Consider the following 26,952-nt stretch of genomic DNA (forward strand, 5'->3'; position numbering starts at 1 on the left):
ATCGACCTCGCAAAGAGTGTCTTCCAGATCCATGGTGTCGATGGGAACGGTCGGGTTCTCGTACGCCGTCAGCTTCGCCGCAGCCAGTTGCTGGTGTCAGCGGGACGAGAGATGCGATGCACGGCGCGGCGCGGTTCTCCACACGATTACGCATGGACCAGCGCAGCTGCCTCGCCGGCTTCACCTCCGGGCCATGGCGACCTTCGCCGCCAGACACGCGAACCTCGCCGGCACCGGTTTCCATTTGGCGACGGTGAGCGCTGCCGGCGCGATGGAACCCTTGCTGGCGGTGATACCTTTCACGACAAGCCGGCATTCTGGGCAAGCGACAGCTACGCGCCGGCCATGCCCGTCAGAACGCCGGTGACGATGCCGCTCGATAGCGCAGACAGGTCGCGAATTGCCAGTCGTGTGAACGGCGGCCGGATTATCGTCGATCGCGCGTACCTTGTTTCGGCCGCAGACTATCGTTCGGCAGCTTGTGATCTTGGCCACATAGCCTAGGAGCTATATATGACTTGCGAAGCCGTTTTTGGCGATGAGTTCGACGGGGAGTCGAGGCGTTGCACCAGACAGTCCAAGATGAGCTATTGGCCTCGGCTAAGCTGCTCGGTGTGTTCGGGCCCCAGCTGGGGCGACCGCATGCGGACCTTGAATGATTCGTCGTTAGCGAACATGAAAGAACTTCGCTTCGACGCTGATGATGGTGTCTGGCGGGTTGCGTTCGCATTGGACCGGAAGCGGAAGGCGATCCTGCTCGTCGCCGGCGATAAGTCGGGCGTGAGTGAGTAGCGCTTCTATAAAAGTCTGATCGCCAACTCGGACAAGCGCTATCAAGGGCATCTCGACCGTTTGGGGGCGGCGAAGAAAGAGAAGAAGTGATGGGACGCAAGCTTGACGACCTAATCGCTGCGCTCCCCGAGGATCGTCGGGAGCGGGTCGACGCGCGTTTCGAAGAATTAAGGGGAGAAGTCGAGAGTCTCGGCGATTTGCGGCGTGCCGCTGGAAAGGCCCAGGCCGAAATCGCTTCGGTCCTCAAGATCAAGCAGCCTTCGGTCTCGAAGATCGAGAAACAAGCCGACATGTACTTGTCTACTCTTAAAAGCTACGTCGAGGCGATCGGGGGGCAACTCGAACTCGTCGTTCGCCTTCCCTCGCGCGCGCCCCTCCGTATAGAGCGGCTCGGCGACGTCGTGGCTCCCAAAGCCATCTCCGTGCGTAGCGTTAAAAGAGCGGCAGGTGGACGTAATCGCACAAAGGCCGCACGCGCCGGCTGACCTCACTCTGTTTCGGCTAAAGAGGGCAGCACCTGGATGACGCGGATGTCGACATCCTGTTCAAGCAGGTGGGTGGCGAAGCTGTGACGCAGCGTGTGAGGGCTGACGCGTTTGCGGATGCCGGCGACTTCGGCTGCCTCCTGGACTGCGCGGTGCAATTGCCTCGATGAGATCGGCGCGGTGAAGCTGCGCCTCGGGAACAGCCAGCCATGGGGGAGCATCACCCCGCGCCGCTTGCCTTCGCGCCACCACAGCCGCAGCAGTTCCAGAAGTTGCGGCGAGAGCATGGGGTTGCGGTCCCTGCGTCCCTTGCCCTGTTCGACGCGGATCAGCATGCGTGTCGAGTCGATGTCGTCGACCTTGAGGTGCGCGACTTCGGACACGCGCAGGCCCGCGCCATAGGCGACGCCAAGTGCGGCCTTGTACTTGATGCCGGGTGCGGCTTCGCGCAGCAGCGATGGAAACCAACATCTACGGAAGCGTTGGCAAGCCTCACAGCGGGTTATCATGACCAACTGGAAGGTTTCGGGGCAAGCGGTTTTTCTTCAGTCCCCTATGGCTTCGGCACGTTCTCCGACGGCACGTCGATTCCGAAACTGGCGCGAATTCTCTTTCGTGAGAAGCTCGAGCCTTTCGAGGGCGATCCTTTCACTCTGATGCCGGACTATCTGGACCGTCCAGCCGGCATCAAGCCCAACCCCGGTGGTGTGGTCACACAGCTTGCGCACGCACTCTGGACTACGAGGGGCGACCTAAAATCCTACTTCCCTCTCCAAGAGGGGAAATCCCAGATAAACTACGCCGACTGGTATGTCGCGGGTGGCGCAACGTCGGCAGGGATTCCTGCCAGGTTCACGCACACTGTCGTCAAAAGAATCCGCCAACTAGGTCGGGGAACTGCAGATGTTTCCGTCAATGAAAAATCGGTGACCGCGACGCGTATTGCGCGCCGCACTTATCGAACTCTTATGAAAGCTCAGCCTCACATTCGCTGGCTCTACAGAATGGTGCCGCCGGCCAAGCGAAAGCAATTTCTCGATGCGATGTTCAGGCGTGCGTGGCCCACGAATTTTGACACGACATCGAAGGACACCCTCCGGCCCGGCCTGTCCCTGATCGGTTATCCATTTTCAGAAACGGGCGTGGGTGAAGCAATGCGCTCGCTCGCTCGTTCAGTCGACAGTGCCAACATCACCTATGATGTCACGAACTTTGACGAGCAGGTTCCTTCGTCGAGGAGGGATAGAGCCCTCACATCTCATATCGTTGTTCGACCTTCCAAAATGGTGAACGTTTTCTGCGTAAACGCCGACATGCTGGGGTCAACCATTCATGGCATTGGCGGGGGTGTTCTCCAAAACAGATACAACATCGTCAGGCCTTTCTGGGAACTGCCTTCGATCCACCCGCAATGGCTGAACAGTCTGCAACAAATGGACGAAATCTCGGCCCCGACCGCCTTCGTTCGGGATGCCTTCATGGCAGGTACCGATCGCCCCGTTGTGCACATTCCGGTGGCTATATCCGTCCCGCCCGACATCGAGGCGAGCCGTGAGCGTTTCAAGGTTCCAAAGAATTCTACCGCATTTCTGTTTGCATTCGATTTTTCGTCCTACCCGGACCGGAAGAACCCGGACGCCGTTTTACAAGCCTACCTTCGCGCGTTCGGACATGACCGAAACCGACGGGTATCTTTGGTTATCAAGACGATGGGTAATAGCCCCCAAAAACGAACAATTCTGAATTCAATTCGTAGCCTGGCGCAGACCGACAACAGGGTCGTGTTGATTGATAAGGTTCTCACTCGAACCGAAACATATTGTCTGACAAAATCGTGCGATGTTTTTGTCTCGTTGCATCGCTCGGAGGGCTTCGGGTTGGGAATTGCCGAAGCTATGGCTATGGGCAAAGCCGTTATTGCAACAAACTTTTCGGGAAGTAAGGATTTTGTTGGCACGCAAACGGGGTTTCCTATTGCATACCGATTGATCGACGTCGAACCCGATCAATACCCCTATTTCATCGAAGCCCAGAAATGGGCCGATCCCGACATAGATGAAGCCGCTCGGGTCATGGCGCAACTCGCCGACAACGTTGAGGTCGTGGCCGCTATGGGCGAGCGTGCTCGGAGGTACATGGCCGCGGTGCACAGCCCCGAGGCGGTCGGCAAGGTGATTGCTAGTCGCCTTCAAGACATCCAAGGATATAGGAATTCCATTCTAAATACCTATTGATAAGTTGATGTTCGCACGCCACTGCCCTCGATGCGCTGCGCCGGTGCACCAATCTGGGTCTGCGGCTCCAGGGCAATGCCCTGCGCTTCCAGACTGCGATGATCGATGCGGGCGTCGATGTCGAGTTCGGCCAGGCGCTCATTGGCCAGCTCCGCCCATCGCTCGCGCCAGCGCCCGACCAGTTGGGTAGCATTCCAGTCTCGAACGTTCGCGCCAAAACCGTTCTCGTCGACTGACCGCATGGTCAGCATGACATGAGCATGCGGCTTGGGACTGCCATCCTCCGCCCTGTCCCAGTGCACGTTGAGATCGGCGACCATGCCCCGACTGACAAACTCGGCTTGTACAAAGTCGCGCGCCAACTCGATGCCTTGCGCCTGGCTGAGTTCACGTGGCAGCGCAAACTCCACTTCGCGGGCAAGCTGCGCATCCTTGCGTACCTCGAAGGCCTCGACATCGTTCCACAGCCGTTCGCGGTCGCGCCAGGCCTCCGGTGCATCCTCCGGCAACATCACCTCGGAATGAACGACACCACGTTTGGCCGAGAAATCATGCGTGCGTTCGATCCGCTCGTCACGCAACCGAGAAGCCGAGCGGTAGGCGGCCGACGCTACAGCACTGCTCCCAGTCTTGCGGCCAATGACCTTGACGTGAAGATGATAGATCGCCATCGCGACAGGATCATTTGCACGTCAGACCGCACGTCGGCACGATGTATAAGCGCGCCCTCCCTCGAAAAAATCTCGGGATGGACCAGCCCGTCCCGGGCTGTCTCGGCAACCCTGAAGCCTTCCGGCAGGCGCTCAATTATCATTGCCACATCAACACTCAATGGAGACAGCCATGCGCAAACCACGCGACTACGACACGGAACTGAAGGCGCTGGAAGACAAAGCGCGAGAGCTGAAAACCAGAAAAGTGCAGCAGCTCGGCGAGCTGGTGATCGCCACAGGTGCCGATCAGCTCAGCACCGACGAACTGGCCGGCGCATTGGTCGCAATTGCCGAGACGAAAGACACCGCAAAGCGCGAGGCATGGGCCAAGCGTGGAGTGATGTTTTTCGAGAGTCGGTCCCGGCGAACTGCTCCAGAATCTCAGCGCAACCCTCGCAGCGCTGCAGCACAACCGGGCGGCCCACAATCGCCGGCAAGCGGCACAGGCTCGCAATGACATGAGGGCATGGCAGGTCGAACGTCGCAAGCGCACACGGCAGCTCATCGAACTTGGCGGGCTCGTCATCAAGGCAGGCATCGTCGAGCTCACCAATGACGATCGCACCACCATCTACGGCGCGATGCTCTGGATGGCCGCCAAGCTGCAGAGCGATGAAGGTGAGCATGCGCGAAACCTGTGGACTGCGAAGGGTAGGCAGACGTTCGATGGTGAACGGCGTGAAGAGCAGATGGGAGGGCGAGCTTAGCCACGCATTGGCTCCCTCGTAGGCCTACAAGGAGGCATCGACAAGGCTCGCGCGGCTGCATTCACAAACTGGGAAGGTCGCTCTCAATTGCTGCTGCGGACGCCTTTGCGCGTGTTCAGAAGACGGTGCGTCAATCCTACGATCGTTGATGGATGCTCTTACATTACATGCATCACTGGCGCTTGGCCGGCGCAGTTAGTACTGTTCCCGCGGACCAATCAGTTGTGAGAGCGGGGGTGCATTGTCTCGAAACGAATATAGGCAAACGAGAGTCACGCTGCGTTCCCGCGGAAGCGGGGTCGTCGTATGAGAAATGATCCTTGGGCGTTGCTCGTGTCTTCTATTCGTCGCCGACGGGCTCCGGAGGCACGATTCTTCAAACCCGTTTGCGTGATTGCCGCGATAGATTTGTCCAATGAGGGACTACTCGATCCGGCTCGGGTCAATGCAGATGCCATTCTTTCGCGCTTTCAAGCCTATGTGAAGCTGAGTTTTCGAGCGCGCGCTGACATGGGATGGAAGCCGTTGTGGCACCTATCGAACGATGGCCTTTGGACGTTTTTTGACAACGATATCGCGATTACGCGTGACGACTTCGGCGCGGACCGCAAGCCCGGAACGAAGGCTATTCTGTTCAATCGCTTCGACCTCCTGACTGTCAACGAGCCTTATAGAACTCTCTGGCTCGATCCTGAACATAGACGGGCGCTACGTCGCGCCATGTTGATCATTCTTGCGAACGATGACGAAGGCTGCCGGCGATTTGCGCGCCAGCTCTTTCGCCCCGAATTTGCGATGCTTCAGAAGGAGTGGCCTGCAGAAGAAGAGGTCATGGAGGAGTTGCGACTCTTTCGCGAGCAGCTAGACCTTTTTGGCGAAGGCACCGGCGTTGAGGTTGATGACGCCTCTGCGCTCGAGAGTGACGATATCGAGCAGCCCTTCGATCCCGAAGCAATCGACGTCGTGACGAGAAATCCCACTGTCGAGCTCCTGCTTTCCCGCGTAAGTAGTGGCAGAATCGATCTCATGCCCGATTTCCAAAGACGGTGGGGTATATGGGATCAGAAAAGGCAAAGTCGGCTCATTGAATCTCTGCTGCTGCGAATTCCAATCCCCGTCCTTTATGCGGCCGAGGACGAGGACGAGAGGTGGGAGATTGTCGACGGCATTCAACGTCTCTCAACGATTGCGCGCTTCGTTCGACCTGAAAGCATAGAAAGCCAGCCACTACTGCTGTCGAATCTGCAATATCTCGAGGCGTATGAGGGCAAGAGCTTCAATGACTTGAGCGAGAAGCTAAAGACTCGCCTCAGAGAGACAGAGTTGGTTGTCCACCTGATTCGTAAAGGGACGCCGCCGGAGGTTAAATTCAATGTGTTCGCGCGCATAAATTCTGGGGGCATTGCGTTGTCGCCGCAAGAGCTGCGCCACGCAATAACGCCCGGTGCCGGCCGTGGTTTGCTGGCAAAATGGGCTTCCTCGGAGGATTTTCTCAAGGCAACGGACAAGAGCGTCAAGCCGATCAGAATGGATGACCGGGAACTGGTCCTTCGATTTGTTGCCTTCTATTCGCTTGGCGTCTCTTACTACAACAGGGCAGATATGGACGGCTTTCTCATCCAAGCCATGAGAAGCTTGAACAGGCTGGAACCGGCAGATATTGAGCGCCTAAAGGCGGCGTTCAGCCGCGCCATGCTCCTCGCCTATTTGATCTTTGAAGGCGAGGCATTTCGAAAGCGCTTGTCTCCCGAGGCGGCAAGAATGCCCATCAACAAGGCTTTGTTCGAAGCGGTCTCTGTCAACCTTGCGAGATTGGCAGAGCAAGAGGGTAGCCTTTTGGTTGATCGACGGACACGTCTGTGGGGCGAGTTTATGGCGCTCTGCGCCGATCGACAGTTTGAGGCTTCTATATCGCAAGGAACGAGCGATGTAGCTAAGGTTAACCGACGTTTCGATATGGTCGCAGAGATGTTTCAGACGGTCGTGAGCAATGCTTGAAAGTGTCGCCCTGGTAAATTTCAAGGCGTTCGACGATCTCGCGCTCCCGCTTGAGAAGCTCACGGTCCTATCAGGCTTAAACGGCACGGGTAAAAGCTCGATATTGCAGGCTCTAGGATTGCTCCGACAGTCTTTCGACGCAGGAAGTCTGCAGACAGGCGAACTGGGCCTGAACGGCCCCCTCGTCGAGATTGGGACAGGGTGCGATCTACTCTATCAAGATTTTGACAAGCGCGTTGTACAGATAGGGTTAGGCGTTAAGTCCGGCGATGGCCGTCACTTCCTGGAATGGATCGCGGACGCCCCATCAGAGGCTGACGTCCTGGTCTGCAAGGAGAGGCCGAAAAATTTCGCTGACGAGCCCATCGGTTTGTTCAGCCGCGGCTTCCAGTTTTTACGGGCTGACCGAATAACGCCCTCCGTTACATTTCCTAAGTCCCAGCATGCCGTCGGACATGAGCGTTTTCTTGGTGCGCGCGGTGAATACACAGCATACTTCCTACTGAAGTTTGGTCAGGATCTCATGGTCGCGCCATCACGCCGCTTTGCGCAGCAAAGTGATGCTACAAGCCTCTTGGCGCAAGTGAATGCCTGGATGCAGGAGTTCAGCCCTGGGGTTCGCATCGAACCAGAGGAGGTCCCGATGACCGACTTTGTGCGCTTGGCCTATACCTACAGAGGCCGAAACGCCGCCTATGGAGACGCATTGCGCCCTACCAATGTTGGATTCGGTCTGACGCATGTTCTTCCCGTCGTAACAGCGTGCCTAGCGGCAGAACCTGGAACGCTGCTGATCATCGAAAATCCCGAGGCACAGCTCCATCCTCGCGGTCAGGCCGCGCTTGGTCGATTGATTGCTCTGACAGCGGCAAGCGGCGCTCAACTTATCGTCGAAACCCATAGCGATCATATCCTGAATGGTATTCGGCTTACTGTCAAAGATGGCCACCTTGAAGCCGCAGACACCAAATTGCACTTTTTCACACGATCGCCCGGAACCGCTACAACCTATGAAACGCCAGTTTTCGACTCGAAAGGCCGACTTTCGTTCTGGCCGTCCGGGTTCTTCGATCAATGGGAGCGAAGCCTGGACCAATTGCTGTCGTAAGATTGTTCAGGATGCTGCAGCTTCTTCTCAACGATCTCTCCATCCCCAATACCGCCTGCTCTCGGGAGGTCGCTGCAGCGCGGCTAAAGCAGTTCGTTGATGCGCTTCGAGCGGTTGCATCAATTTCTCCGCAGTTTGTCCTGAACGGACCCCATTCTCTGGCCGATCTGAGTTTCGCAACGAACTGGACCTTAGCCGCACTTCGCAATGATGCCGGCTGTACCGACGAGAATATCTATCTCAAGACGGTCCAGGATCGTTCCCCCTACGGTCAGACGATCGCGGAACTTGAGGGACCGCCACTGGTCGGTCTCGAGTATCGCATAGCCGAAACCGCAGCGATCCTCGTGGGCGAACCGGCGCTCGGACTTGGTCTAGCGCACCAGTTTGACGGCCTAGCCCTCAGCATATTTTCCCATGCTTTCTGGAGCGAGCCGGGTATAGACCTGCGCAGGCTGTCGCTCGATGAGGGCGGAGACATTCAAGACGAAACGGTTACAAGCCGAAACGCATGCTCCGAAGAAGGTGTGGCCCATCATCAGGAGGCGCTTGTCCTCCTAATCAGGCCCAATATAGTCGATGGAGCCCAACTTTGGGCTGAAAGAGAACTGTTGTTTCCTAATTTGCGCTTCATTCCTCGAACGCGACAGCAAATTGAAGACCTGAGCCACGGTGATCGAATGCTTAATCCGATCGTGGAACGACTGTTAGCCCTGGACGGGGCCATTGGCGCCTGGAGACGAAACCGGTCACCGTATCCAGTTTTTCCCTTTAGCGTAAACGGTGAAAGTCGCACACGACGGGCGCTCGCCGCGTTCGCTGACGAGAACGGCACGATCCTCAATTTCGAAGAACACGCCAAATTCACGCCAGGTGAAGGTAGGTTGCACTTTCTGCTTCAAACCGAACCGGAGCGTAGGGCATTGATCGGCCACGTCGGTAGAAAAATCGGAATTGGATAAGTAACGACCACCGATTTGCGCATACACCACATCGGACGGACCGAGAAACTGCAGCCGTTGGCATTCGACGAAATCCTTGCCCGGATCCAAAAGCTGGAGGACGAAATCAACCCACCTTCATAACATTAGTAGTGAAGCGCGGACGGCCGGTGCTGGCGAACAGATGTTGTCGCGCGGGAGCGAAGGTCCGAACTCCTGAAATCTCGGGCATGCTCACCAGCCGCGCTGACGCTAAAACAACGTCGCCCTAACAAGCGCCCCGGAATCGAACCTTGCCTATTGGCCCGTCGTGGAAGATGTTTGCTGGCCTGTTGGAAAAGCGAACTCGGTAATGTGGCGTAATGAACATGAACAGTGTCGATCCTCCCATTTACCTTGACGGCTTTGCAACCATGCCGCTGGCGCCGGAGGCCCAAGAGGCGATGGTGGCAGCATGGACGACTCCGGCAAATGCCGGATCGCCGCATATCTTAGGCGAGCGCGCGGCAGCGGCCATTTCTGGAGCGCGCGCCGACGTCGCCAAATTGATTGCCTCTGCTCCGTCTGAAATCGTATTCACGTCCAGCGCAACTGAAGCAAACAATCTTGCCATGCTCGGCGTTGCCGATTGGGCAGTCGAAACTCAAAACCCGCGGCGACGCATAGTAGTATCGGCAGTCGAGCACAAGGCGGTGCTTGAGCCGGCACACAGGCTGAAGAAGCTCGGATTCGATGTGGTTGTTGCGCCGGTGGATTACACTGGCGTGATTGACCTTAGCGCCCTGAGAGTGCTTGTAGACTCGAACACGTTGCTGATTTCGATAATGGTAGCAAACAATGAAACGGGTGTGTTGCAGCCGTTATCCGACGTTGTCGCGATCGCTCGCGCTAACGGTGCTCTCATACATTGTGATGGAGCCCAAGCTGCGGGAAAAATTCCGCTGGATGTGGTTGAACTCGACATCGACTATCTGAGCCTTTCATCCCACAAGATGTATGGGCCTGTTGGCGTCGGAGGCCTCTATGTGTCTGCCGCTGCACCGCCGCCCCGGCCAATCCAGTTTGGTGGTGGCCAGCAAAACAGCATCCGACCTGGCACAGAGCCTGTGCCATTGATCGTTGGATTTGGCGCGGCGGCAAGTCTTGCCTGCAGCAAGCTCTCCGCGGATGCGAAACACGGGGACGAGCTCGCGCTTCGTCTGCTCGCCAAGCTACAAGAGCGTCAAGCACCCTGCCGTAGAACGACGAACGGCGCCCCCGTCCTGCCTGGGACGCTAAGTTTATCAGCATTGGGTGTTGATGCTGATGATCTTGTTTCACTTCTCCAAACAAAAGTGTGTTTTTCGACTGGATCAGCATGCACGTCCGGTCAAGTTCTTTCATCCCATGTCTTACTTGCAATGGGTATGACGCAAATGGAGGCTCGCACTGTATTTCGTATATATTGTAATCGCTATACGACGGAGAACGATATCGACATAGCTGCGGACCAAATTGCCAAAGCACTCTTGCGTGCACGCCTTGCATCTGGACGGAGCCGCCAGTAGCAGTTTAGAGTGGGGGAATGAAGCATGGGCTCCTTGATTCTGATGCTCGTGGCCAATTCGCAGGCCATGAAACCTTTCCCCTCCGCCTCTTGTGGCTGAAGAAAGCCTTCGACGCGGTTGTTGGAGGCGCACCCTCGGGAACATTTCAGGAACAATCAGCAATTGCACGGTTTGGCGTCGGGCGCAACATGGCCGTTTCGATGCGCTATTGGGCCATGGCCTCAGGTTTCGTCGAGGAGGTCGAGCGTGTCCTGAAACCTACGCCACTTGGCGCGGCGATCCTGTCTGACGAGGGATTCGACCCGTACATCGAGCGCCCCGCGACTGTATGGCTTGTTCATTGGGCAGTTGCTGGCAGTCCACAGTTCACGACGACAGCGTACTACGCGTTCAATGGCCTCGTCGCTATCGAATTCGACCCCGCGATGCTTGTCGAGGAACTGCTTGATTTGGTTGCGGCGAAGGGATGGCGCGCCGCGCGAGGTACCCTCAAGCGCGATGTCGAAGTCTTTCTTCGAGGTTATGCGCGACGCGGAGATAGTCAAGGTGAGGATGCGGCCGAGCCCCTACTAGCGGAACTCGGGCTTATCCGAGAAGCGCGATTTGGAGGTTGGCACGAGTTTGTGCGTGGCCCCAAGCCGACGCTGCCCGATGGCGTTTTTGCTTATGCCTTAAACGAATTTTGGCGGCGGCAGGGGGGCTCTACCGCACTGACCGCCGAGCAAGTTTGCTACGCGGCGGGCTCGCCCGGTCGCGTCTTTAAGCTCGATGAAGACAGCGTCATTACCAGGCTCATGGGATTGGAGACGATAACGGAAGGAGCATGGCTTTGGACGGACACTGCTGGTTTGCGTCAGATACAGCGGATCGGTGAGGTCGATCCGCTTAAGCTGATAGCCAATGCGTATCCTGCACGGCTTGCGGCCGCAGCATGAGCAGCCTAGCTTCGATCGTTGAAATCGACCGACGGTTTGCAAGATCTGCACGTCTGGATGCTGATTTAAACGGCACACCGCCCTTGGTCGGCTACGTGCTGCAGGCGAGTATCGAAAAGTCGCTTACGACTCTTGCATCCAGCCAGATCGACAGCAAGCAAGGCGCCTTCACTTGGACAGGCCCATATGGCGGCGGCAAATCGAGCGCCGCCCTCCTCGTGGCCAATCTCGTTGCCGGCATTCCAGAGAATCGCGCGATCGCGCGCAAGATTGCCGGGCCGTCCTTGGCGGGAATTTTCCAAAAGGCATTTCCCGAAAAGTTAGGCCCTTGGGCAGTCGTCGCAGTCACCGGCAGCCGGATGGGGTTGCGCCAAGCAATCGCAGATGCCTGTCTTGTTACGTTCGGTTGGTCGAAAGCGGCGCACACACGGGCCGTTGTTAGCGATGACGCCCTTATCGACGCGCTGCAGGCATCGACAATCGCAGGCCGCAGCGGCGCTCTAGTCGTGTTGGACGAACTTGGAAAGCTGCTTGAGCATGAAGCGCTGGAAGGCGGCGATATACATTTGCTCCAGGACATTGCCGAGCGGGCTGCACGAAGCCACGGCCGCTTGGTCGTATTAGGTATTTTACATCAAGGTTTCGACCAATACGCGGCTCGGGCATCCCGTGATTCCCGTCAAGAATGGGTAAAGGTCCAGGGACGCTATCAAGATATTCCATTTCTTGCCGGCGCGGACGAAACAGTCGCGTTGCTCGGCCGGGCGATCAGATGCACTAAACGACCGGCTTCCGCCTCTGTGTCAGCCACGGCTGTTGCAGAGGCAATTGGCAAGCGGCGGCCGACCGATGAGCAGGTTCTGGCGGCCGCCCTGACCGCTACATGGCCGCTGAATCCAGTTACCGCGCTTCTTCTCGGTCCCGTATCTCGTCAGCGCTTCGCCCAGAACGAGCGAAGCGTTTTCGGCTTTCTAAGCTCGGCCGAACCGTCCGGATTTCAGGAGCATCTTGATAGGAGTGAGGACGGCACTACCTACGGCCCCGATCAACTATGGGATTATCTGGCGTCAAACTTTGGTATGGCCCTGGCAAGCGGTGTCGATGGTTCTCGGTTTAGTCTGGCTTTTGAGGCAATCGAACGCGCAGGTGCAAAAGGGGGACCGCTTCACGTTCGTCTAACCAAGTCCGCTGCCGCCATTGAATTCTTCCGCAACGGATCCGGGCTCGCACTCGCCGACGACATTTTGGCGGCGGCGACGCCGAATGCATCCGAGAAAGAGCGCAAGGCAGCGATAGCGGACCTAGTGGATTGGGCGGTGCTGATCCGCCAATCGCGGCTCAAAGGCTATGCTCTGTTCGCCGGCAGTGATTTCGATCTCGATGACGCGATCAACAAGGCGACAGCACCACTTAGCGCCGAACAATTGTTGGTCCTACCGCAACGTGTTGGCCTCGGCTTTGCGGCGGCCAAGCGCCACTATTTCCGCACTGGCGCGCTCAGAACGTTCGAGGTGGTAATCCATTTGACTGGCGAGGCCGACACGCCGCCGGCCATTGCTGATACCATCGCTTCCCGTCGGACCAGAGGGAGCGGATCTCTCGTCCTTCTACTCGGCGACGGGACAATCAACGGCGGCGAAGTCGAGCGCCGATGCAAGGCGGTCGCCAAGGCTCTCGGCAAGGCCAACGTCGTGGCTGCAGTCGGCGGCGCTACCGATGCATATGCCCTGCGGTCGAGTGCGGCGGAATTGTTTGCAATTGAGCGTGTGTTCCGCGAGCATCCCCAACTCGAAGGCGATCGGATTGCACGTCGCGAGATCGCGGCTCGCCGCTCCGCCGGCATCGATATCGTCCATCGCGACCTGGAGGCTGGTCTCGCCAATGCGCGCTGGTGGCTCGCACCTGAACCAACAACAGGTCTACGTGAGCCGCTGGCGATCGTGGCGACAGCTCTTGCAGACGCTGCTTATTTCAATACGCCCATCCTCCAAAGCGAATTGTTGCAGCGTGACCGACCATCATCGAGCGCAATGGCGGCTCTTCGCGAGCTTTGTCATGCGATGGTCGCGCACGCGGATCAGGCCGACCTAGGCTTCGAAGGGTTTCCGGCGGAGATGGGGCTTTACATGACCATATTGGCGCCATTTGGCGTTCATGGGGAGATTGGTTCTGGGGTCTATGGCTTCCGCGTTCCGGCAACCCACGGTGACGGGAAAAGCCTGTGGCCCGCGTGGAACGTCATCGAAGCGGCCACGGATATTACGCTTGACGAGATTTACCGAATTTGGGCGGCTCCACCGTTCGGTATCAAGGCGGGCGTCATGCCCGTTTTGGCACTCGCGAGCCTTATCGTGAACAGTGACCGATTAGCGATCTATATCGACGGCGTATTTCAGACCGGCCTCAATGATGTCGTCGTGGACAAGTTTCTTCAGAAACCTAACGAGGTCCGCCTGCGCCGTGTGGATCGTTCGGTACTGCAAGCCGCTTTCCTGGGCGGCTTGGCCCAGAAATTTGACATCATCGATGGAACCGCAACACTGCTCGTTGCCCAAGCCTTATTTCGGCGTTACGAAAAGCTGACGATTTACGCCAAGCGCACCGAGACATTGGGTGACGTGGCACAAAAGGTGCGGCGGGTGGTGCTGAAGTCGCGCGACCCGGAGGCACTCCTGTTTGAGGACCTCCCGAACGTCTTAGATGATAGCCCTTCGGCGCAAACCGTTTATGACGCGCTGCTTGAGGCCGAAGGAGCATATCAGAGCCTCCTCGATCGCCTACATAAAGCGCTCGCCAGATCCCTTGCGGTCGACGCATCGACCTTTGCTGGACTTTCCGAGCGGGCCGCTTCGATAAAGAACCTAACCAATGACTATGCTTTCGAGGGCTTCGCTATGCGCGCCGCTGCCTTCGAGTCCGGCGATGGCGACATTGAGGGAGTCGCCAGCCTGCTTCTTCATAAGCCTGCCCACCAATGGTCGGATCGCGATAGAGAACAGGCACTCCTGCAACTCGCTAGGTTCGGCCGCCAATTCCGGGAGTTGGAAGCACTGGCCGTCGTGCGAGACCGGCGATCTAACACTGAAGCTCTCGCGTTGGTTGTTGGCGTTGATCCGAAGACGGCCCCACTGTTCCGCAGCTTCATTCTGACCGAAGTGGAGAAGGTCGAAGCGACCGCGCTCGCCGACCAGCTCCTAGAAACGCTGGCAAGGGACTCGGCCCATGGGCGGATCCAGTTCGCCGCCCTAGCACGCGCAGTCGCAAGTCTCGCAGCTGATAGCGACATAGAAATCGCATGACCAAAATGGACCGTCATATTCTTGGTGTCTCGGGTGGACGTGATAGCGCGGCACTGGCTGTCCACATGAGACAGAACCATCCCGAACTGCCGCTCGAGTACTTCTTTACGGACACCGGAAAGGAGCTGCCGGAGGTCTACACATTTCTTGATCGGCTGGAAGGGTTTCTAGGGAAGCCTATCCTGCGCCTCAACCCGGATCGCGACTTTGATTTTTGGCTCGACGAGTATGGTAATTTTCTTCCCTCCCCACGCACCCGCTGGTGTACGCGCCAACTGAAGTTGAGGCCACTTGAGCAATGGCTGCGCGCCGATCTCGACGCGGGCGTCACGGTTCACTCGTATGTGGCGATCCGCGCTGATGAACCTACCCGCGAGGGATACCAGGCGACCCATCCGAATATGAGGGTTCACCTCCCGTTGAGAGAGGCAGGTATCGATCGCGCCGGAGTGATAGAGATTCTCCAGCAAGCCGATGTAGGCGAGCCGGAGTATTACTCCTGGCGCTCCCGATCAGGTTGCACCTTCTGCTTCTTTCAGCAGAAGATCGAGTGGGTACGATTGGCCGAGCATCACCCCGACCGGTTCGCGGAAGCCGTGGATTATGAAAAGACTGCATTACGGGATGGTTCTCCATTTACATGGAGCCAAGGTGAGAGCTTGCCCGATCTGATCCGTCCTGAACGTGCGGAACAAATCAAACTGGATTATGAACTCCGTCGGGAGCGTCTTAAGCGTCGCCGACCAGCAAATCCCCTAGCCGAAATGAACTCCGACACGATCGACGACGTTTACGGCATCGACGAGGCCGCAGGCGGTTGCGTGATTTGTCACAAATAGCGCCTAACAACGCGGCAACTTAAATTCATCTTTGATGCCAGCCCGGTGTATCTCTAATCGCGTCCGGCGCCAGGACGAAGCCGCGTCACGAAAGATTGGGGGGCGATCTCATATTTATCGCGCAGGAAGTAGGTGAGCCATTCGCGCACAATTTGCCAACGCACGGCCGGACCCATATCGGATGCTTCAACGAGCGTTGTGATCAAGTCTGCCGCAACGGCGTCCGATAGGTCGTTCTGAGCCGCGTCCAGTATCGCCCTGACTGCAGGCATGGTGGAAAAGCGCTCGGCCACCTTTGTGCGGAAGGCAGCTTCGCTCAAGTGCGGCTCTATAGCTAGCGCCTTGAGATCATGATCAGCCGCCTCAATGGCCGAGTACGTCAGTCTTTCACGGGCAGATGGCAAATAGGCTGCGAACAAACGCTCGGGTGCTGCCAGTTTCGGGAGCCATGGGCCGGCCAGCAGGTCATCAACCGTCTTTGCCTCGGGAAGAGGCCTTTGATCTAAAAGATCAACGGCTGATTGGATTGAGTCCCGTTCTTCGATTGTAGCTAAGCGCGCGGCACCCAGGGCCGCCCGACATCGTAAGACCGCTTCGTCGTCTGCCCGTACCGGTACTAACAATTCAAGGTTCGGATTCTCGCACCAGCCAAGTGCGGTTGCGGTGAGATTTGCGGACCCTGCTAGGAGCAGGTCGTCTGCTCCATAGAGTTTGGCATGCAAGTTATCCAAAAGCCGAAGTGTTACTCCCGGGCGGCTAGCGGCTAGATCGAAAACGGCTAGATCGCTCACGCCGGCGGCAACCTCCTCAGCGTACCAGCGCGTGACTATCTCCACCCTAACATCAGGATGGATGGCGCTGAGAACACGTTTGATGACGGCCGACTTGATGAAGGGCGCGCAGAGCAAGGCGCTCTGTTTCGCGCCCGCCAAATGTGAGAGGAGCAAATCCCCATCGCGACGCATCAGTCGAGGCCAGATATGTCGACAGGGTCGAGGAAGTCGCGAGCGAGCTTGCCCCAACTCTCGCGAACACGTTCATAACGCGCCTGATTGGGCGGATCTTCGCGTTCCATCCGAGCCCACGCTGCGAATAGAAGTTGGACGGCTTGCCCCGCCTTAAGTAAACGGTCCTGCAGTTCTGTACTGGAGAGGGTATCAAGGTCATCATCGGCAGAGACGGTGTCGAAGATCATATCGAAAGCTGGATGTCGACGGTTAAAGACCACCTCGGTGAGTGGGCCACGGGCGACGACGGTGAAGAGCTCTGACGATCCCCCAAGGGATTTGTCAATGAAGACGACTTTCAGGTCGCCGGACACGACGCGCGCGACAATCTCCGACGTATCTTCGGCATTGCGCCCGTCTTCGGTTAGGTCGCCTGAAAGCTCGTTCAAATCATCTGGCGAAGGAACAGTATCGCTGTCAGGAATCGGGTTGATCTCATCCCGCTCCTTCCAGCGTTTGTTGGCCTCCTCGGTCGGATCGCCATCGGTGTGCCGCTTGGCGCCCTTGCGCGTACCCTTGCCTTGGATCTTGATTGTGCTTCGGAGTTGGGCGAGGTTATTTTTGATGGTCTCACTAAGATATAGAAGAACCCCTTTGGGATCACCCTCATCCTTCAGGCGCGCGACGACCTCGGGCATGGTTTCACCGGGATCGGCGAGATCCTTCCAATCGAGACCAGATAGCTCATTGAAGACGGTTGCCGCCTGTTTGTTGTTGGTGACACCGAAGATTTCATCGAGCGCCGCAGGGAATTCGACCTCGCATCCCCACCAGCGGTCGCGTGGGTCGTACTGAATTGTCCAGGATCGGTCGAGCATCAGCTCCCGACCCTCGCGCATGACAGAAACCCCGATGTTGTTGGCAGCATCCTTTCCGTAAGCAGTGTCACCCCGGTTTACCGAGCCTGCCAAGTCAAGTGTGATATCCTTGGCGACCGAGTAACGGGTCTGGACTTGGTAGGTCTTCTCGTTAACCTCCACCGTGACGGGAACGCTGAACACGTCCTTGAACATCGGATCCTTGTTGAATGGTGCCGGCATGGTTGGAGCCGCGATCAAATACATCGGATCGTTGATCGTGACCGTATCGGACTCCAAGTAACCGTCCTCGCCACCCGCCAGTCGGATACTGAGACTGCCATCACCAACGAACCGGCGGTGGATACGCCCGAGCAGCCAGCCGGTATTCTTCAATGTAGCCTTAGCACCCTTCCAGGTTAGGCGGTCCGGACTAAGTTTGGTCCAAACGACCAACGTGCCACTATGACCTACGCTCAGCGCTCGATCACGCCATTCTGCGGGGACGGCGGAGGGTCGTGGGATCGGTACCTCCTTGCGCAACCGATCCCGAATCTCCTGAACGTCAAGGAAGCTATGAAGGGCATTGTCGGGGCCGTTCTGCCAGCTCCAAACGTCGAGCCGTCCAGCTTGTGAGATGGACGCATTAGGAAGACCCATGCCAAAACGACCGATCCCGGAGCGGTCGTTCAGGCGCGTTCCGTTGCCGAACTGCAGAGCTTTGCGTAATACCGCCGCATCCATGCCCAGTCCGTCGTCCAGCACGGCGATCTTGGTTAGCCGCTTTCGCTTGCGGTCGGCGAGTTGCACCTGTTCCTCGATACAGATGATCTCGATGCTCTTAGCTTCGGCTTGGACCGAGTTGTCGATCAATTCTGCCAAGGCATAAGCGGTGTTCTTGTAGCCGCTATCTCGCATCGCTTGGATTGCGAGATCGGCGGGAATGAAAGATGCATCTTCGATTACGGTCTCATCAGTCGCCATGCCAGACGTCCTCCCAGTTAAAGAATGCCTCGGCGATATCTCCGAACCCAGGATAGGCGGGATCATGGACAGTGAGAATTTCGCATGTTTCGTTGCCTCCGGCCCGCGGTCCGCGCGTTGCCCGTCCGACCATCTGGCTGTAGAGCACGAGAGACTTTGTCGGCCTTGCGATGATCGCCGCGCTGGTACGAGGTGCGTCGAAACCAGTTGTCAGAACACCGAAGTTGCATAGGATCTGCGGGCGCAGCGTCCCACCCTTGAAGGTCTTCAGAATAGAGGTGCGCTTGGGGCTCGGGGTGTCCCCAGATACCACAGCGGATAAGATCCCATACGCGGACAAGGCGCTGGCCATATCTTGCGCATGCTCAACGCTAACCGCGAACAGGATAATCCGGGCGTGCCCGCGAGCAATTAATCCTTTGGCTGCATCAAGGATTGCAAGGTTGCGAGCCGTATCGGCCGCCAACTTGTTCAAGGTCTCCTCAGCATAGTCATCGAGTTTTGCGAGCTTCTTTAGCTCAGCCGGGGTCGGCCGGATTGCAGGCGAATACTCAATCTGATGAAAAGCAGGACGAGACAAGTAGCCGTTGTCGAGCAGGTATTTGACTGGGTTGGGATCGTCGCCAATCTCAAGCACTACCTTCGAGCCGCCAAAAAACTCGGACAGCGCTTCATCGGCGCTCATGTCGTTCCAGGATCGACCTGGGGTGGCTGTCAGACCGAGCAAGGCGCCTTCGCCACCTGCCCCGCATAAACCTTCGATCACCTCGCGATAGGTCGGTGCCACCGCTTGATGTGCCTCATCCATGATGACGAGGCGGACCTTGGCCGCCAACTTCAAGAAAGCCAACCCGTCTCGCTCGCGCCAAGCATGCAGCTTTGCCAGGCCAGCAACGAGAATTCCGTCGGCCATATCTTCCGGTGCAGGAGTGCCAGCTCCCCAGAAGCGACGAATCTCCAAGTCACGATTCCCCAGCGATGCCCAAGCTGCCTCGAAGGTTTCAGCAGCCTGCTCCAGAAGCTCCCGGCTGGTGGCAAGCCAAACGACAACACCTGGCTCGAACTCATTCAGCGCTCTGGACACCAGGTGCATTGCCGTTCTAGTTTTGCCGGAACCTGTCGGCATATGGATGAGTGTGCGACCATATCCACTGCCAACACGCGAATAAGCTCGTCGGACCACAGACCGCTGATGGGCAAAGAGAGAGAATGATGGCTGGATCTCTTGACGGCTAAGAGCCGTCGTTCCGGCGGCCGTCTCCTCCCCTTGCAAGCCGAAAAAACCGCTGGCGATGGCCCAAGGTCGGAGAGCCCCAAGATCGCTAATGTCCAGCGCATCGTCAGCGACATCAACCCCTCCTTGAGCCAATCGCGCCTTCAATTCTTCGAGCTTCCCAAGGTCGAGATTTCGCAGCAGGGTCTTTCTGATTTCCGTGTTCGAAACTGCGTTTTGTGCGCGGTCCTGCAGGGCGCGTTCCGCCGCAGCGAGGAGAGCAGATCGGTCGCCCTTGGGCTGAGATGGAAGTAAGGGAAGCACGCGCGGGCCAACAATGATCTGAAGATCGCGCACAGTTAGGCGACCAAGTAAACTCTCCAGGTTTTGCCCGGGAGAGGCACCCGCGTAGCCCCGCTGTGGATCAAACACCAGATACCCTCGCCACCCCTGATCGCCTTTGCCCCAGGCACCCGTGTCGGACATTCGACACGGAACAGAACTATTGTCCGAGCACTCTATGCGGCGTCACTTCCGCCGCCTTCGCGCCGTATATCGGTAGTTTGCATCACAATCCCGGCCTTCGCGATCAACCCACTATCAATAGGCCCATTTTCTTTCCCGTTTCGTAAGATAAGACCGATATTTCTCGGATTCTGGCCTATCAGCGCACCACTGGGCGACGGAATGAGCTTGTATGTCGTAGCGTCGGGGGCTGGCAACGGAACGCCGTTCGCCAACGCGTCTAAAAGCTCGCCGGGATTGTCTTTAAGATAACGAAGTGCGTCGCCCGCATTGGGATGTACCGTCGCAGGATCCAAGTCTGCGATCGACGCGGAGATTGCTTCGCACGCATCTTCGCTCAGAACGAGCCGCATCTTGGCAAGCCCGGGGCGTCCAACGAAGCATACTCCGTCGTTCTCTAGCGCGGGAATAGTAAGAGAAACCGGGGTACGGTCTGCCCCAGGATACACGAGCCGCACTTGCATCGGAAAGGTCGCCGGCATTGGCGCGGGCAAACCGACTCGCCCCATGGCCGAAAGCATCTTCTGCTGGAGCTCAAGGGCATGTGCTTCACGCAGTCTTCCGATCAGAGCCAACCCGCCGCCATCCGCGCGAGCCTGGGCAAGGGCGTCCTGTCCAATCGTATCGACGTGCTTCAGATCCCATTTGATCCAATATCTCGTGTCCTCGAGCTCAATAACGGGCGTGCGAACCGGATCGTCTGCATAGCTCCAATCGCGAGCTCCGAGCTGGCGGAGCTCTCCGATCAACAGCAACACTCGCTTGGCACCGCCGCGCTGAAGGTCACAAGCGGGTGTCAGCACAGCTAGCACATTGTTTGGTCCCACATCGGCGATCGGGCTGGGCAAAGGTGGCTCGCCGGGGGGAGGCAACGGCCGCAGGACGTCGCCGAAAGCAACACCGCCTCCTGGCCCCGCCAAGCGCAGCCGTTCCGTGTTCTGGAACAACGATCGATAGACGAGTTGCTGCAAATCTGGGGAGCCAACCAGGTAAGGTGGCGGGTACTCAGCAGATGTAATTTCATTCAGCGTGATGGCGGCGTCAATTATAGCGGCCTCACTCTCGATCTCGTACTGCAGAATACGGTCGAAGATATCGACCATATAGCTCCCGGTGGGCTCGCCTTCCTCTGATAGAAGCAACTGTTGGATCTGCGCGTAGTCGGGCAGGTCTAGTGTCCGCATCAAGCCCACCGCCCGCATTGTGGCGCTGCTCACGCCTTGCTGCCATGCATCCATGAAGGCCGCGAGCCGCGTAGAGTCTGTGCGGTGAAAGGCAAGGCGACGCAATATGCGTGCGAGCTTGCCGTCTCTCTGCAGATCCGCCTTGCGCACAATCCGGAATGCTGAGGCCAAGAGGCCTGCGCTATCGCGGAACTCCTCACGCTTCTCTTCAAGCCTACCGCTGCGAGACATCAAGACCACGAGCGGCGGCTCGCTACGCCGAAGATCGACAACCCGGCGAAGTTTCGTCTTTGACTCAGCGATGGCATCTGAGTCTTGGACAGACCCAAGAAACAGATCGATCACAATCAGGTCCGCATCCGCAGCCTGCTGTTCGAAATTGCGGCCTGCAGTCTCGACCGCGAGCCCCAAAGTCTGCAACTCATCTACTAGCGCGTTGACGTACGCAAGATCGGTAGCCATGTCGGCATCGTACCGCGCGAAGACCGGACCTACGAGTTCGGGACGAATTTGGTCGCGATTCTGCCAGATGCTAGCAACGAAACTATCGCTTGAGGGTAACTCCGCTGTCGGCAAGGCGTCGTATTCGGGCGTGAGATTTCTGATGATCTCTACGTCAGGTTCCTGGAGATCATCAAAGAAATTGGTCCATTCATTTGCGTCTAAAGTTAGGTCTGCCGCACGCGGTAAGGGATCATAGGCGTCATCCACCACAAGGGCACGCCGAACACTCTTCTCGATGAGAAGCTCTGCCAGAGTTGTCATGCGATCACCTTGTCGGGAAGCTCGAGAATGAAGCGATGAAGTCTCCCCGTCTCAGGGTTTATCGCGTCGTCGAGGACGAGGGTCCCACCATGATATTGAGCGGCTTCACGGGCGATGAACAGCCCTAGGCCGCGACGTTTGCTCTTTTCCTTCAGCGAAAAGAACGGCTTGAAGACATTCTCGCGATTGTCAGGAGCGATGCCCCGCCCGTTGTCCTCGTAGACGATACTCGGCGGCCCGCTGTGGACGGCAATGCTGATCTCAGGTTTGAAACTCTTCTCCCTTTCGGCGCGCAGTGCGAGCCAATATACGGAATTGGAGATCAGATTCTCCAGTATCTGGATGGCCATACCCTTAACCGCGCGGACGCGAATGGAGCGCTCAGGAAGACTGAGGTTTAGCGTTATGCCTTGACGCTCGAATTGAGCGTCGTGCGCTTCCAATGTATCGCGCACCGAATCATTGAGGCTAAACACCTCCGCGCGCTGTCTGCCGGAAATGCTGAGCGGATCAAGGACACGCACCCGCTTGCTGATGCTTTTCATTTCAGCTCGGAGGGTTTCGATATTGGCTTTTATCTCGTCGGGAACGGGTCGCCGATGGAGTCGGTCCAGCGCGTCCAAAGCATTCTCCGATGCTCTGGCGAGTTCGTGGGCAACGACCTCAACCATCAGGCCGACACCGGCCATTTCGACCATCTGTCTGCTTTCCTGCTCGACTTCCGCTATGCGCGCTCGCGCCCTCGCCGCGAAATCAGAAAATTCAAACATGGTCTGCTGTAAGTCTTCCACCGCCTCCTGACCTTCAGGCGGCGCGAGCCGTTGCAGTTTTTTCAGTGCGTTTTTCGCACGTTCCTCAAGCCGATTCACTTCAGAACGGGCGTCGGACAAGTCGATCTTCTGACTCTTGTATTGCCGCTCGACATCCTTAAGAAACCCACCGAGCAAAGTCTGAACGACATATTGCATGACGTTGAGGAGAACATACTGTTCGGGAGTCTCCCGCAGCCCCTCGCGGTTGGTTTGATCCACAAGGTCAGGGTTTGATGTTCTGGAGATCGCAACCCGGCCGACGAATTGAGTCTTATTAAGGGTATATCCTGAGCGTCGTAGCGCCCGGCGATCTAGGCCAAGCCAGTCGTCCTCGTCGTCACCATAAGGGAAGACGCGGAATCGATCCCGAAATAGCAGAATCCCTGACCATTTCTCCTGAAGCTCTTTCACTTGGCGTAGGTCACCGATCGCGTCCACAGCGGTCAGCCGACGGCGGTTGAACCAATGGGCTTCGAGCGCGAACGGGCCTACACTGACCAACGCGCTGTCATGAATTGGACTGTGCTCGCCGATGATTGCGCCCTGCAGATCCTCTAATGGCACAACCACAATGCGGCTCTCGCGCGGGTGTGGGAACCCGAGATCCATAGCCTCAAGAGTACAGTGCAGCTCCGGACGGCCCTCCTCGATGACATAGCGTCCAGTAACCTTGGCATGTGCCTGCGCAAGCAAATCCGGGCTCATCCACGGGATAGTGATCCGCTCGTTATTCCAATAAATGGCGATACGGGGCCGATGTTTTGGATCCAGAAATGGGTCCGTCAGCCGGGCGAAATCATACTCCGCCATCTCATGGACGCGGCGTTCGGTCCAATCTTCCGAAAGATCACTTATAATCACGCGAGTGCCCGACCAGGTTGGACTTTCTTTCGCGCCGCCGGTGGTAGGCACAATCTTGATTTCGTCGAGCATCGCGTCGAGATCGCCAAACAGAGACCAATCAATATTCAGGACGTTCAACTCGGGGTCATCAATGCGAGCGGTTTCAATACGGAGGTGCTCTCCGAGGCGCATGGCGGAAAGACGTCCGATACCCTTTTCGCCCAGGTATGGACTCTCGGACTTGCCGGCTGCCAGCGCTTGCTCGACCGCATGCTTTCGAGACGCGGTGCCTATTACCAAGAAGTTCTTCTCAAGGTCACTGATCGACATCCCCGAGCCGGTGTCACTAACTAAGATACGGTTGCAACGGGCTTGGCCCTCGTCGAGGGCATCCAGTAACGCGTCTATGTCGGGTGCGGTTGTGATTAAAGATGTGAATGTAGAAAGGGCTTCAACGCTGGCGTCGGCGTTGGTCAGCTCAAGTGCTTGTTTCTGGAGGTCGGCTAAGTCGGCCGCCTTTGTAGAAATGCGTGCCCGCAAAGTAAGGTAATCATTTTTCCGCAGAACGACATCGAAGCGAACTTCCACACCAGATTTCGTACGGGCGTCAAAGCCGTTTTTGATTAGCTCGTAGAACGCAATCACATCGGAACTTATGAGTTCCGAGCCAAGTTCCAGCACTGTACGAGCGGATATACGGAACAAGCAGCAATTCCCATCGCATGCTGATTCGACCATCCGTCTTCAGCAGAAACAATTATTAACTTGTAGCGTGCCGACTTGCTAGTCAGTGCAAGGTCGGCAATTCTCAAACGCCGTTGGCTGGGGGAACATGACGGACAGCTCGCAAACGCGGTTTGAACAATGCACCCTGCCAAGCGAAGCAGGAATGGGCTGCTCCTAGAAACACCAGCAGAAGGGTGGTCAGCAGCGACGGTAGTCGTGACCCTCTGCCTTCGGAGGACATCGGCCAGCCTCTTCCTCAAAATGGAATTTCGACTGTTTAAGCCGCGTGCCGTCGATAGCAGAAGAAGGCCTCTTTGATAGTAGGTATTGCGATGTAGCGGTCTACCGACTCCAATCCCCTTCGGTACTTGGATCAAGGTTGCACCACACCGGAACAGATTCCAAAAACCCCAGGCAGACAGCCCCCCGACGCACAGTGAGGTTCACGGGTATGCCGGCGAACCGCCGCATCGAGCAGTTAATATCGATTGAAGAAGAGTGTCCAAAAGTGCTGTCGGCGGCATCGTCGTGGAACGAAAGAGAAGGGAGCAGAACTTTCGTGCGCGATTTTTGCACACAACATCTCGCAACTAGCTGATCCATTGACATATCAGCCCCCATCACGATGGCCAAATCGACGGAGGCGGATAGTCGCCCTGTTTGATGCCTTTTAGGCCGCCTGCCAGACCTGATTCAAAATCCGCGCAGCAAGGGCAGCTTTGTCTTGCGGCAAAAAACGACCGTAATGGTGTGCCACCATGTCGGGTGTATCCTGGATTGCGTAGCTGGCCTGCTCATACGACCCGGTCTGCTTCAGGATATGCGTTGCCAGCACGTCGCGAACATTGTGCGGGCCGTGAGGGAGAAGGCCGGCGATCGCGCCGCGTTGAGTATAGGGATTGTAGATGCCATATCGCTGGATGGTCCGGCGCCACGCCTCATAGAACGTGTTTCGATCGTATGCCGCATCCTTACTCGTCGCCTTCACCGTTTTGATAAAGAAGGTGCCGGGGTCCCCGAAGTGCGGTTCGTATTCGAGCGTAACGCCCTTGCTGCCGACCTCAAACGAAATCATCACATTACTCCTGAACTGGCCGGCACCACATCGACCGCCCGATGCTCGAGGGGTGAGGTCGTGCCCGCTCTCATCAACGTCCGGGACGTGCGCACCTACAATCAGACTCTGCTCGAACTCCCTCTACGCGGAGAACTTGCAGGAGCGTGCCTGCGCTCGCTATCACGAAGGCGCCAGTGCTAGAACTCGCCGCCTTCCAAAGCATCAAAAAGCGAATCTAGTGTCCCACCTTGTCCATGAGCACCCGCAATTCGGGCTGAGGCGCGACCCAGAAAGTTCGAAAACCTTCCAGGAACCTCAGCGCGCGCGCCGTCGGAACCTGGCCGAGAATGATGGTGGAGCCGGCAGCAACGAGATTGATGGCGACGCCGGAGACAATCTGGCCGCCCCAATGGGTGATCGAGGCGAAACTGTGCACCAGCGCGAACAATCACGGCGGTGAACCGCGGCCGCCCAGGCGCCGCAACCGCCAGGCAGGCGAGCAGCAACGGCCCGGAGAACACCAGTTGCTCGGCGGCGATGGTGCGGGTCGCATCCCGCACCGCCATCTTGACGGCGCCCGCCGAAGTGAGCATGGCGACTAATCGGACAGCAGGCACAGCATTCAATCCCCGAAGGCGTCAGTCGACGTTCGTAAGAGACATATGGCGCGGCGCGAGCGCTGCGGCTTTACGACAGACGAAAGCGGTTCTCAATCCGAGGCGATGCCGTTCTTGATCCGTGTGAGGCGGCTTTCGCCTTCCTCCGGGCCGAAGCAGCTTTCGACATCATTGCATTCCCGGCAACTGGGCGCGCTGCACAGCGAAAAACCTTCGGCCTCGCAGAGCTTGCGGTAGAAGTATTTCTTCCATTTCATGTTTTGGGTGTTGCCGGCCGCCAGCGTCGGAAAATGCGAGGCGAGCAGGCGGCCGAGCTCGGTCCGATTAAAAAGGCCAAGCTCCTGCCAGAGGTGGTCATTGCGCATGGCACGCCGGGCGATGATCCTGGCGAAGCGGGCGCTCGTCGGGTCGCCAGGACGGGCATGCGCCAACAGCAGTCCATGCAGCAGTTCTTCCTCCAGATCCGGCTCGGGCTCGCTCACCTCTTTCAAGGCAAACGCGTTGATAGGAATAGCAGGAAAACAGCGGGACAGGACATCGCGCAGCTCGGCGCGCGAAAGTCCGGTTGCCTCCGTCACAGTCGCCTCGCCGGCCTCGATCTCCTCGAGCGCACGTGAAAGCACACAGGCAAGCACATGCTGGTCCAGCTCGATCTGCGGCGATTGGCCGGTGCTGAGCCGGGCATAATGTTGGGCAAATATGGTGCGTTCTCCTGGTTTCGTCCTATCAATTCATGCAGAGACCCGGCCTGCCGCAACATGGGTCGGGCAGTTCTTCGGGTGTACGCAGTCGCGGATTGCCTCGCGGTCGAGTAGTTCGGCAAT

The 26,952-nt window shown here is 57.5% G+C and carries 18 protein-coding genes and 5 pseudogenes; 12 read left to right on the plus strand and 11 right to left on the minus strand.

Going from position 1 to position 26,952, the window contains the following annotated elements:
- Nucleotides 1-210 precede the first annotated feature (210 nt).
- Nucleotides 211-450 (minus strand): annotated as a pseudogene (locus tag X742_RS1000000175505) (ABC transporter permease); the annotation flags it as partial.
- A 225-nt stretch (nt 451-675) separates the two neighbouring features.
- On the opposite strand from X742_RS1000000175505, the gene X742_RS1000000175510 reads away from it, so the two are divergent.
- Both X742_RS1000000175510 and X742_RS162470 read left to right on the plus strand, forming a co-directional pair.
- Complete coding sequence (locus tag X742_RS1000000175510; RefSeq protein WP_245275519.1) at nt 676-792, plus strand: type II toxin-antitoxin system RelE/ParE family toxin; 117 nt, start codon at nt 676-678, stop codon at nt 790-792.
- 89 nt (nt 793-881) lie between these two features.
- Nucleotides 882-1,277: an XRE family transcriptional regulator gene (locus X742_RS162470; protein ID WP_023770857.1), complete on the plus strand. Its 396-nt coding sequence runs from the start codon at nt 882-884 to the stop codon at nt 1,275-1,277.
- A gap of 26 nt (nt 1,278-1,303) precedes the next feature.
- Here X742_RS162470 and X742_RS162465 read toward each other — a convergent pair.
- Nucleotides 1,304-1,723 (minus strand): annotated as a pseudogene (locus tag X742_RS162465) (tyrosine-type recombinase/integrase); the annotation flags it as partial.
- A 1,032-nt stretch (nt 1,724-2,755) separates the two neighbouring features.
- Between X742_RS162465 and X742_RS1000000175515 the strand changes: the two are divergent.
- Nucleotides 2,756-3,511, plus strand: coding sequence for a glycosyltransferase family 4 protein (locus X742_RS1000000175515; protein ID WP_245275520.1), 756 nt, complete (start codon nt 2,756-2,758; stop codon nt 3,509-3,511).
- 14 nt (nt 3,512-3,525) lie between these two features.
- Here the strand turns inward: X742_RS1000000175515 and mobQ are convergent.
- Nucleotides 3,526-4,182 (minus strand): annotated as a pseudogene (mobQ, locus tag X742_RS162455) (MobQ family relaxase); the annotation flags it as partial.
- Nucleotides 4,183-4,354: 172 nt separating this feature from the next.
- On the opposite strand from mobQ, the gene X742_RS162450 reads away from it, so the two are divergent.
- The 9 genes from X742_RS162450 to X742_RS162415 all read left to right on the plus strand — a co-directional run bounded on the left by X742_RS162450 (nt 4,355) and on the right by X742_RS162415 (nt 15,598).
- Complete coding sequence (locus tag X742_RS162450; RefSeq protein WP_023770861.1) at nt 4,355-4,681, plus strand: conjugal transfer protein TraD; 327 nt, start codon at nt 4,355-4,357, stop codon at nt 4,679-4,681.
- Between the two features lies 1 nt (nt 4,682).
- Entirely contained in the window at nt 4,683-4,931 is a 249-nt protein-coding gene (locus X742_RS162445; RefSeq protein WP_023770862.1) for a conjugal transfer protein TraD, read from the plus strand.
- 306 nt (nt 4,932-5,237) lie between these two features.
- Nucleotides 5,238-6,929 carry a DUF262 domain-containing protein gene (locus X742_RS0136165; protein WP_198019182.1) on the plus strand — a complete coding sequence of 564 codons (1,692 nt, stop codon included), beginning with the start codon at nt 5,238-5,240 and terminating at the stop codon, nt 6,927-6,929.
- Nucleotides 6,922-8,037: a DUF3696 domain-containing protein gene (locus tag X742_RS162440; protein WP_023770864.1), complete on the plus strand. Its 1,116-nt coding sequence runs from the start codon at nt 6,922-6,924 to the stop codon at nt 8,035-8,037. The genes X742_RS0136165 and X742_RS162440 overlap by 8 nt, the downstream gene beginning before the upstream one ends.
- Nucleotides 8,038-8,048: 11 nt before the next feature.
- A complete protein-coding gene (locus X742_RS162435; protein WP_023770865.1) occupies nt 8,049-8,999 on the plus strand; it encodes a hypothetical protein in 951 nt (316 codons plus the stop codon).
- Between the two features lie 347 nt (nt 9,000-9,346).
- Nucleotides 9,347-10,525: a cysteine desulfurase family protein gene (locus tag X742_RS162430; protein ID WP_031247716.1), complete on the plus strand. Its 1,179-nt coding sequence runs from the start codon at nt 9,347-9,349 to the stop codon at nt 10,523-10,525.
- Between the two features lie 17 nt (nt 10,526-10,542).
- Nucleotides 10,543-11,460, plus strand: a complete 918-nt coding sequence (locus tag X742_RS162425) for a DUF4007 family protein (protein WP_023770867.1) — start codon at nt 10,543-10,545, stop codon at nt 11,458-11,460.
- Nucleotides 11,457-14,759, plus strand: a complete 3,303-nt coding sequence (locus X742_RS162420) for a hypothetical protein (protein ID WP_023770868.1) — start codon at nt 11,457-11,459, stop codon at nt 14,757-14,759. The genes X742_RS162425 and X742_RS162420 overlap by 4 nt, the downstream gene beginning before the upstream one ends.
- A complete protein-coding gene (locus tag X742_RS162415) occupies nt 14,756-15,598 on the plus strand; it encodes a phosphoadenosine phosphosulfate reductase family protein (RefSeq protein ID WP_023770869.1) in 843 nt (280 codons plus the stop codon). The genes X742_RS162420 and X742_RS162415 overlap by 4 nt, the downstream gene beginning before the upstream one ends.
- Before the next feature lie 53 nt (nt 15,599-15,651).
- Here X742_RS162415 and X742_RS162410 read toward each other — a convergent pair whose 3' ends face one another.
- The 8 genes and pseudogenes from X742_RS162410 to X742_RS162380 all read right to left on the minus strand — a co-directional run bounded on the left by X742_RS162410 (nt 15,652) and on the right by X742_RS162380 (nt 26,829).
- Nucleotides 15,652-16,563, minus strand: coding sequence for a phospholipase D family protein (locus X742_RS162410; protein WP_023770870.1), 912 nt, complete (start codon nt 16,561-16,563; stop codon nt 15,652-15,654).
- The gene (locus X742_RS162405) at nt 16,563-18,386 is read right to left on the minus strand and encodes an ATP-binding protein (protein ID WP_023770871.1); all 1,824 of its coding nucleotides are present in this window, start codon (nt 18,384-18,386) and stop codon (nt 16,563-16,565) included. The genes X742_RS162410 and X742_RS162405 overlap by 1 nt, the downstream gene beginning before the upstream one ends.
- Nucleotides 18,376-20,085, minus strand: coding sequence for a DEAD/DEAH box helicase (locus tag X742_RS0136170; RefSeq protein WP_023770872.1), 1,710 nt, complete (start codon nt 20,083-20,085; stop codon nt 18,376-18,378). The genes X742_RS162405 and X742_RS0136170 overlap by 11 nt, the downstream gene beginning before the upstream one ends.
- A gap of 32 nt (nt 20,086-20,117) precedes the next feature.
- Nucleotides 20,118-22,073, minus strand: a complete 1,956-nt coding sequence (locus X742_RS162400) for a hypothetical protein (protein WP_023770873.1) — start codon at nt 22,071-22,073, stop codon at nt 20,118-20,120.
- Nucleotides 22,070-24,433 carry a sensor histidine kinase gene (locus X742_RS162395; protein WP_023770874.1) on the minus strand — a complete coding sequence of 788 codons (2,364 nt, stop codon included), beginning with the start codon at nt 24,431-24,433 and terminating at the stop codon, nt 22,070-22,072. The genes X742_RS162400 and X742_RS162395 overlap by 4 nt, the downstream gene beginning before the upstream one ends.
- Before the next feature lie 691 nt (nt 24,434-25,124).
- Nucleotides 25,125-25,469: pseudogene (locus tag X742_RS162390) on the minus strand (hypothetical protein); the annotation flags it as partial.
- 379 nt (nt 25,470-25,848) lie between these two features.
- A pseudogene (locus tag X742_RS1000000173835) lies at nt 25,849-25,953 on the minus strand (ABC transporter permease); the annotation flags it as partial.
- Nucleotides 25,954-26,220: 267 nt separating this feature from the next.
- Nucleotides 26,221-26,829: a nitrogen fixation protein NifQ gene (locus X742_RS162380; protein ID WP_023770877.1), complete on the minus strand. Its 609-nt coding sequence runs from the start codon at nt 26,827-26,829 to the stop codon at nt 26,221-26,223.
- Nucleotides 26,830-26,952: the final 123 nt, after the last annotated feature.

Origin of the sequence: Mesorhizobium sp. LNHC229A00 (genome assembly GCF_000502415.1) — a bacterium.
GTDB lineage: Bacteria > Pseudomonadota > Alphaproteobacteria > Rhizobiales > Rhizobiaceae > Mesorhizobium.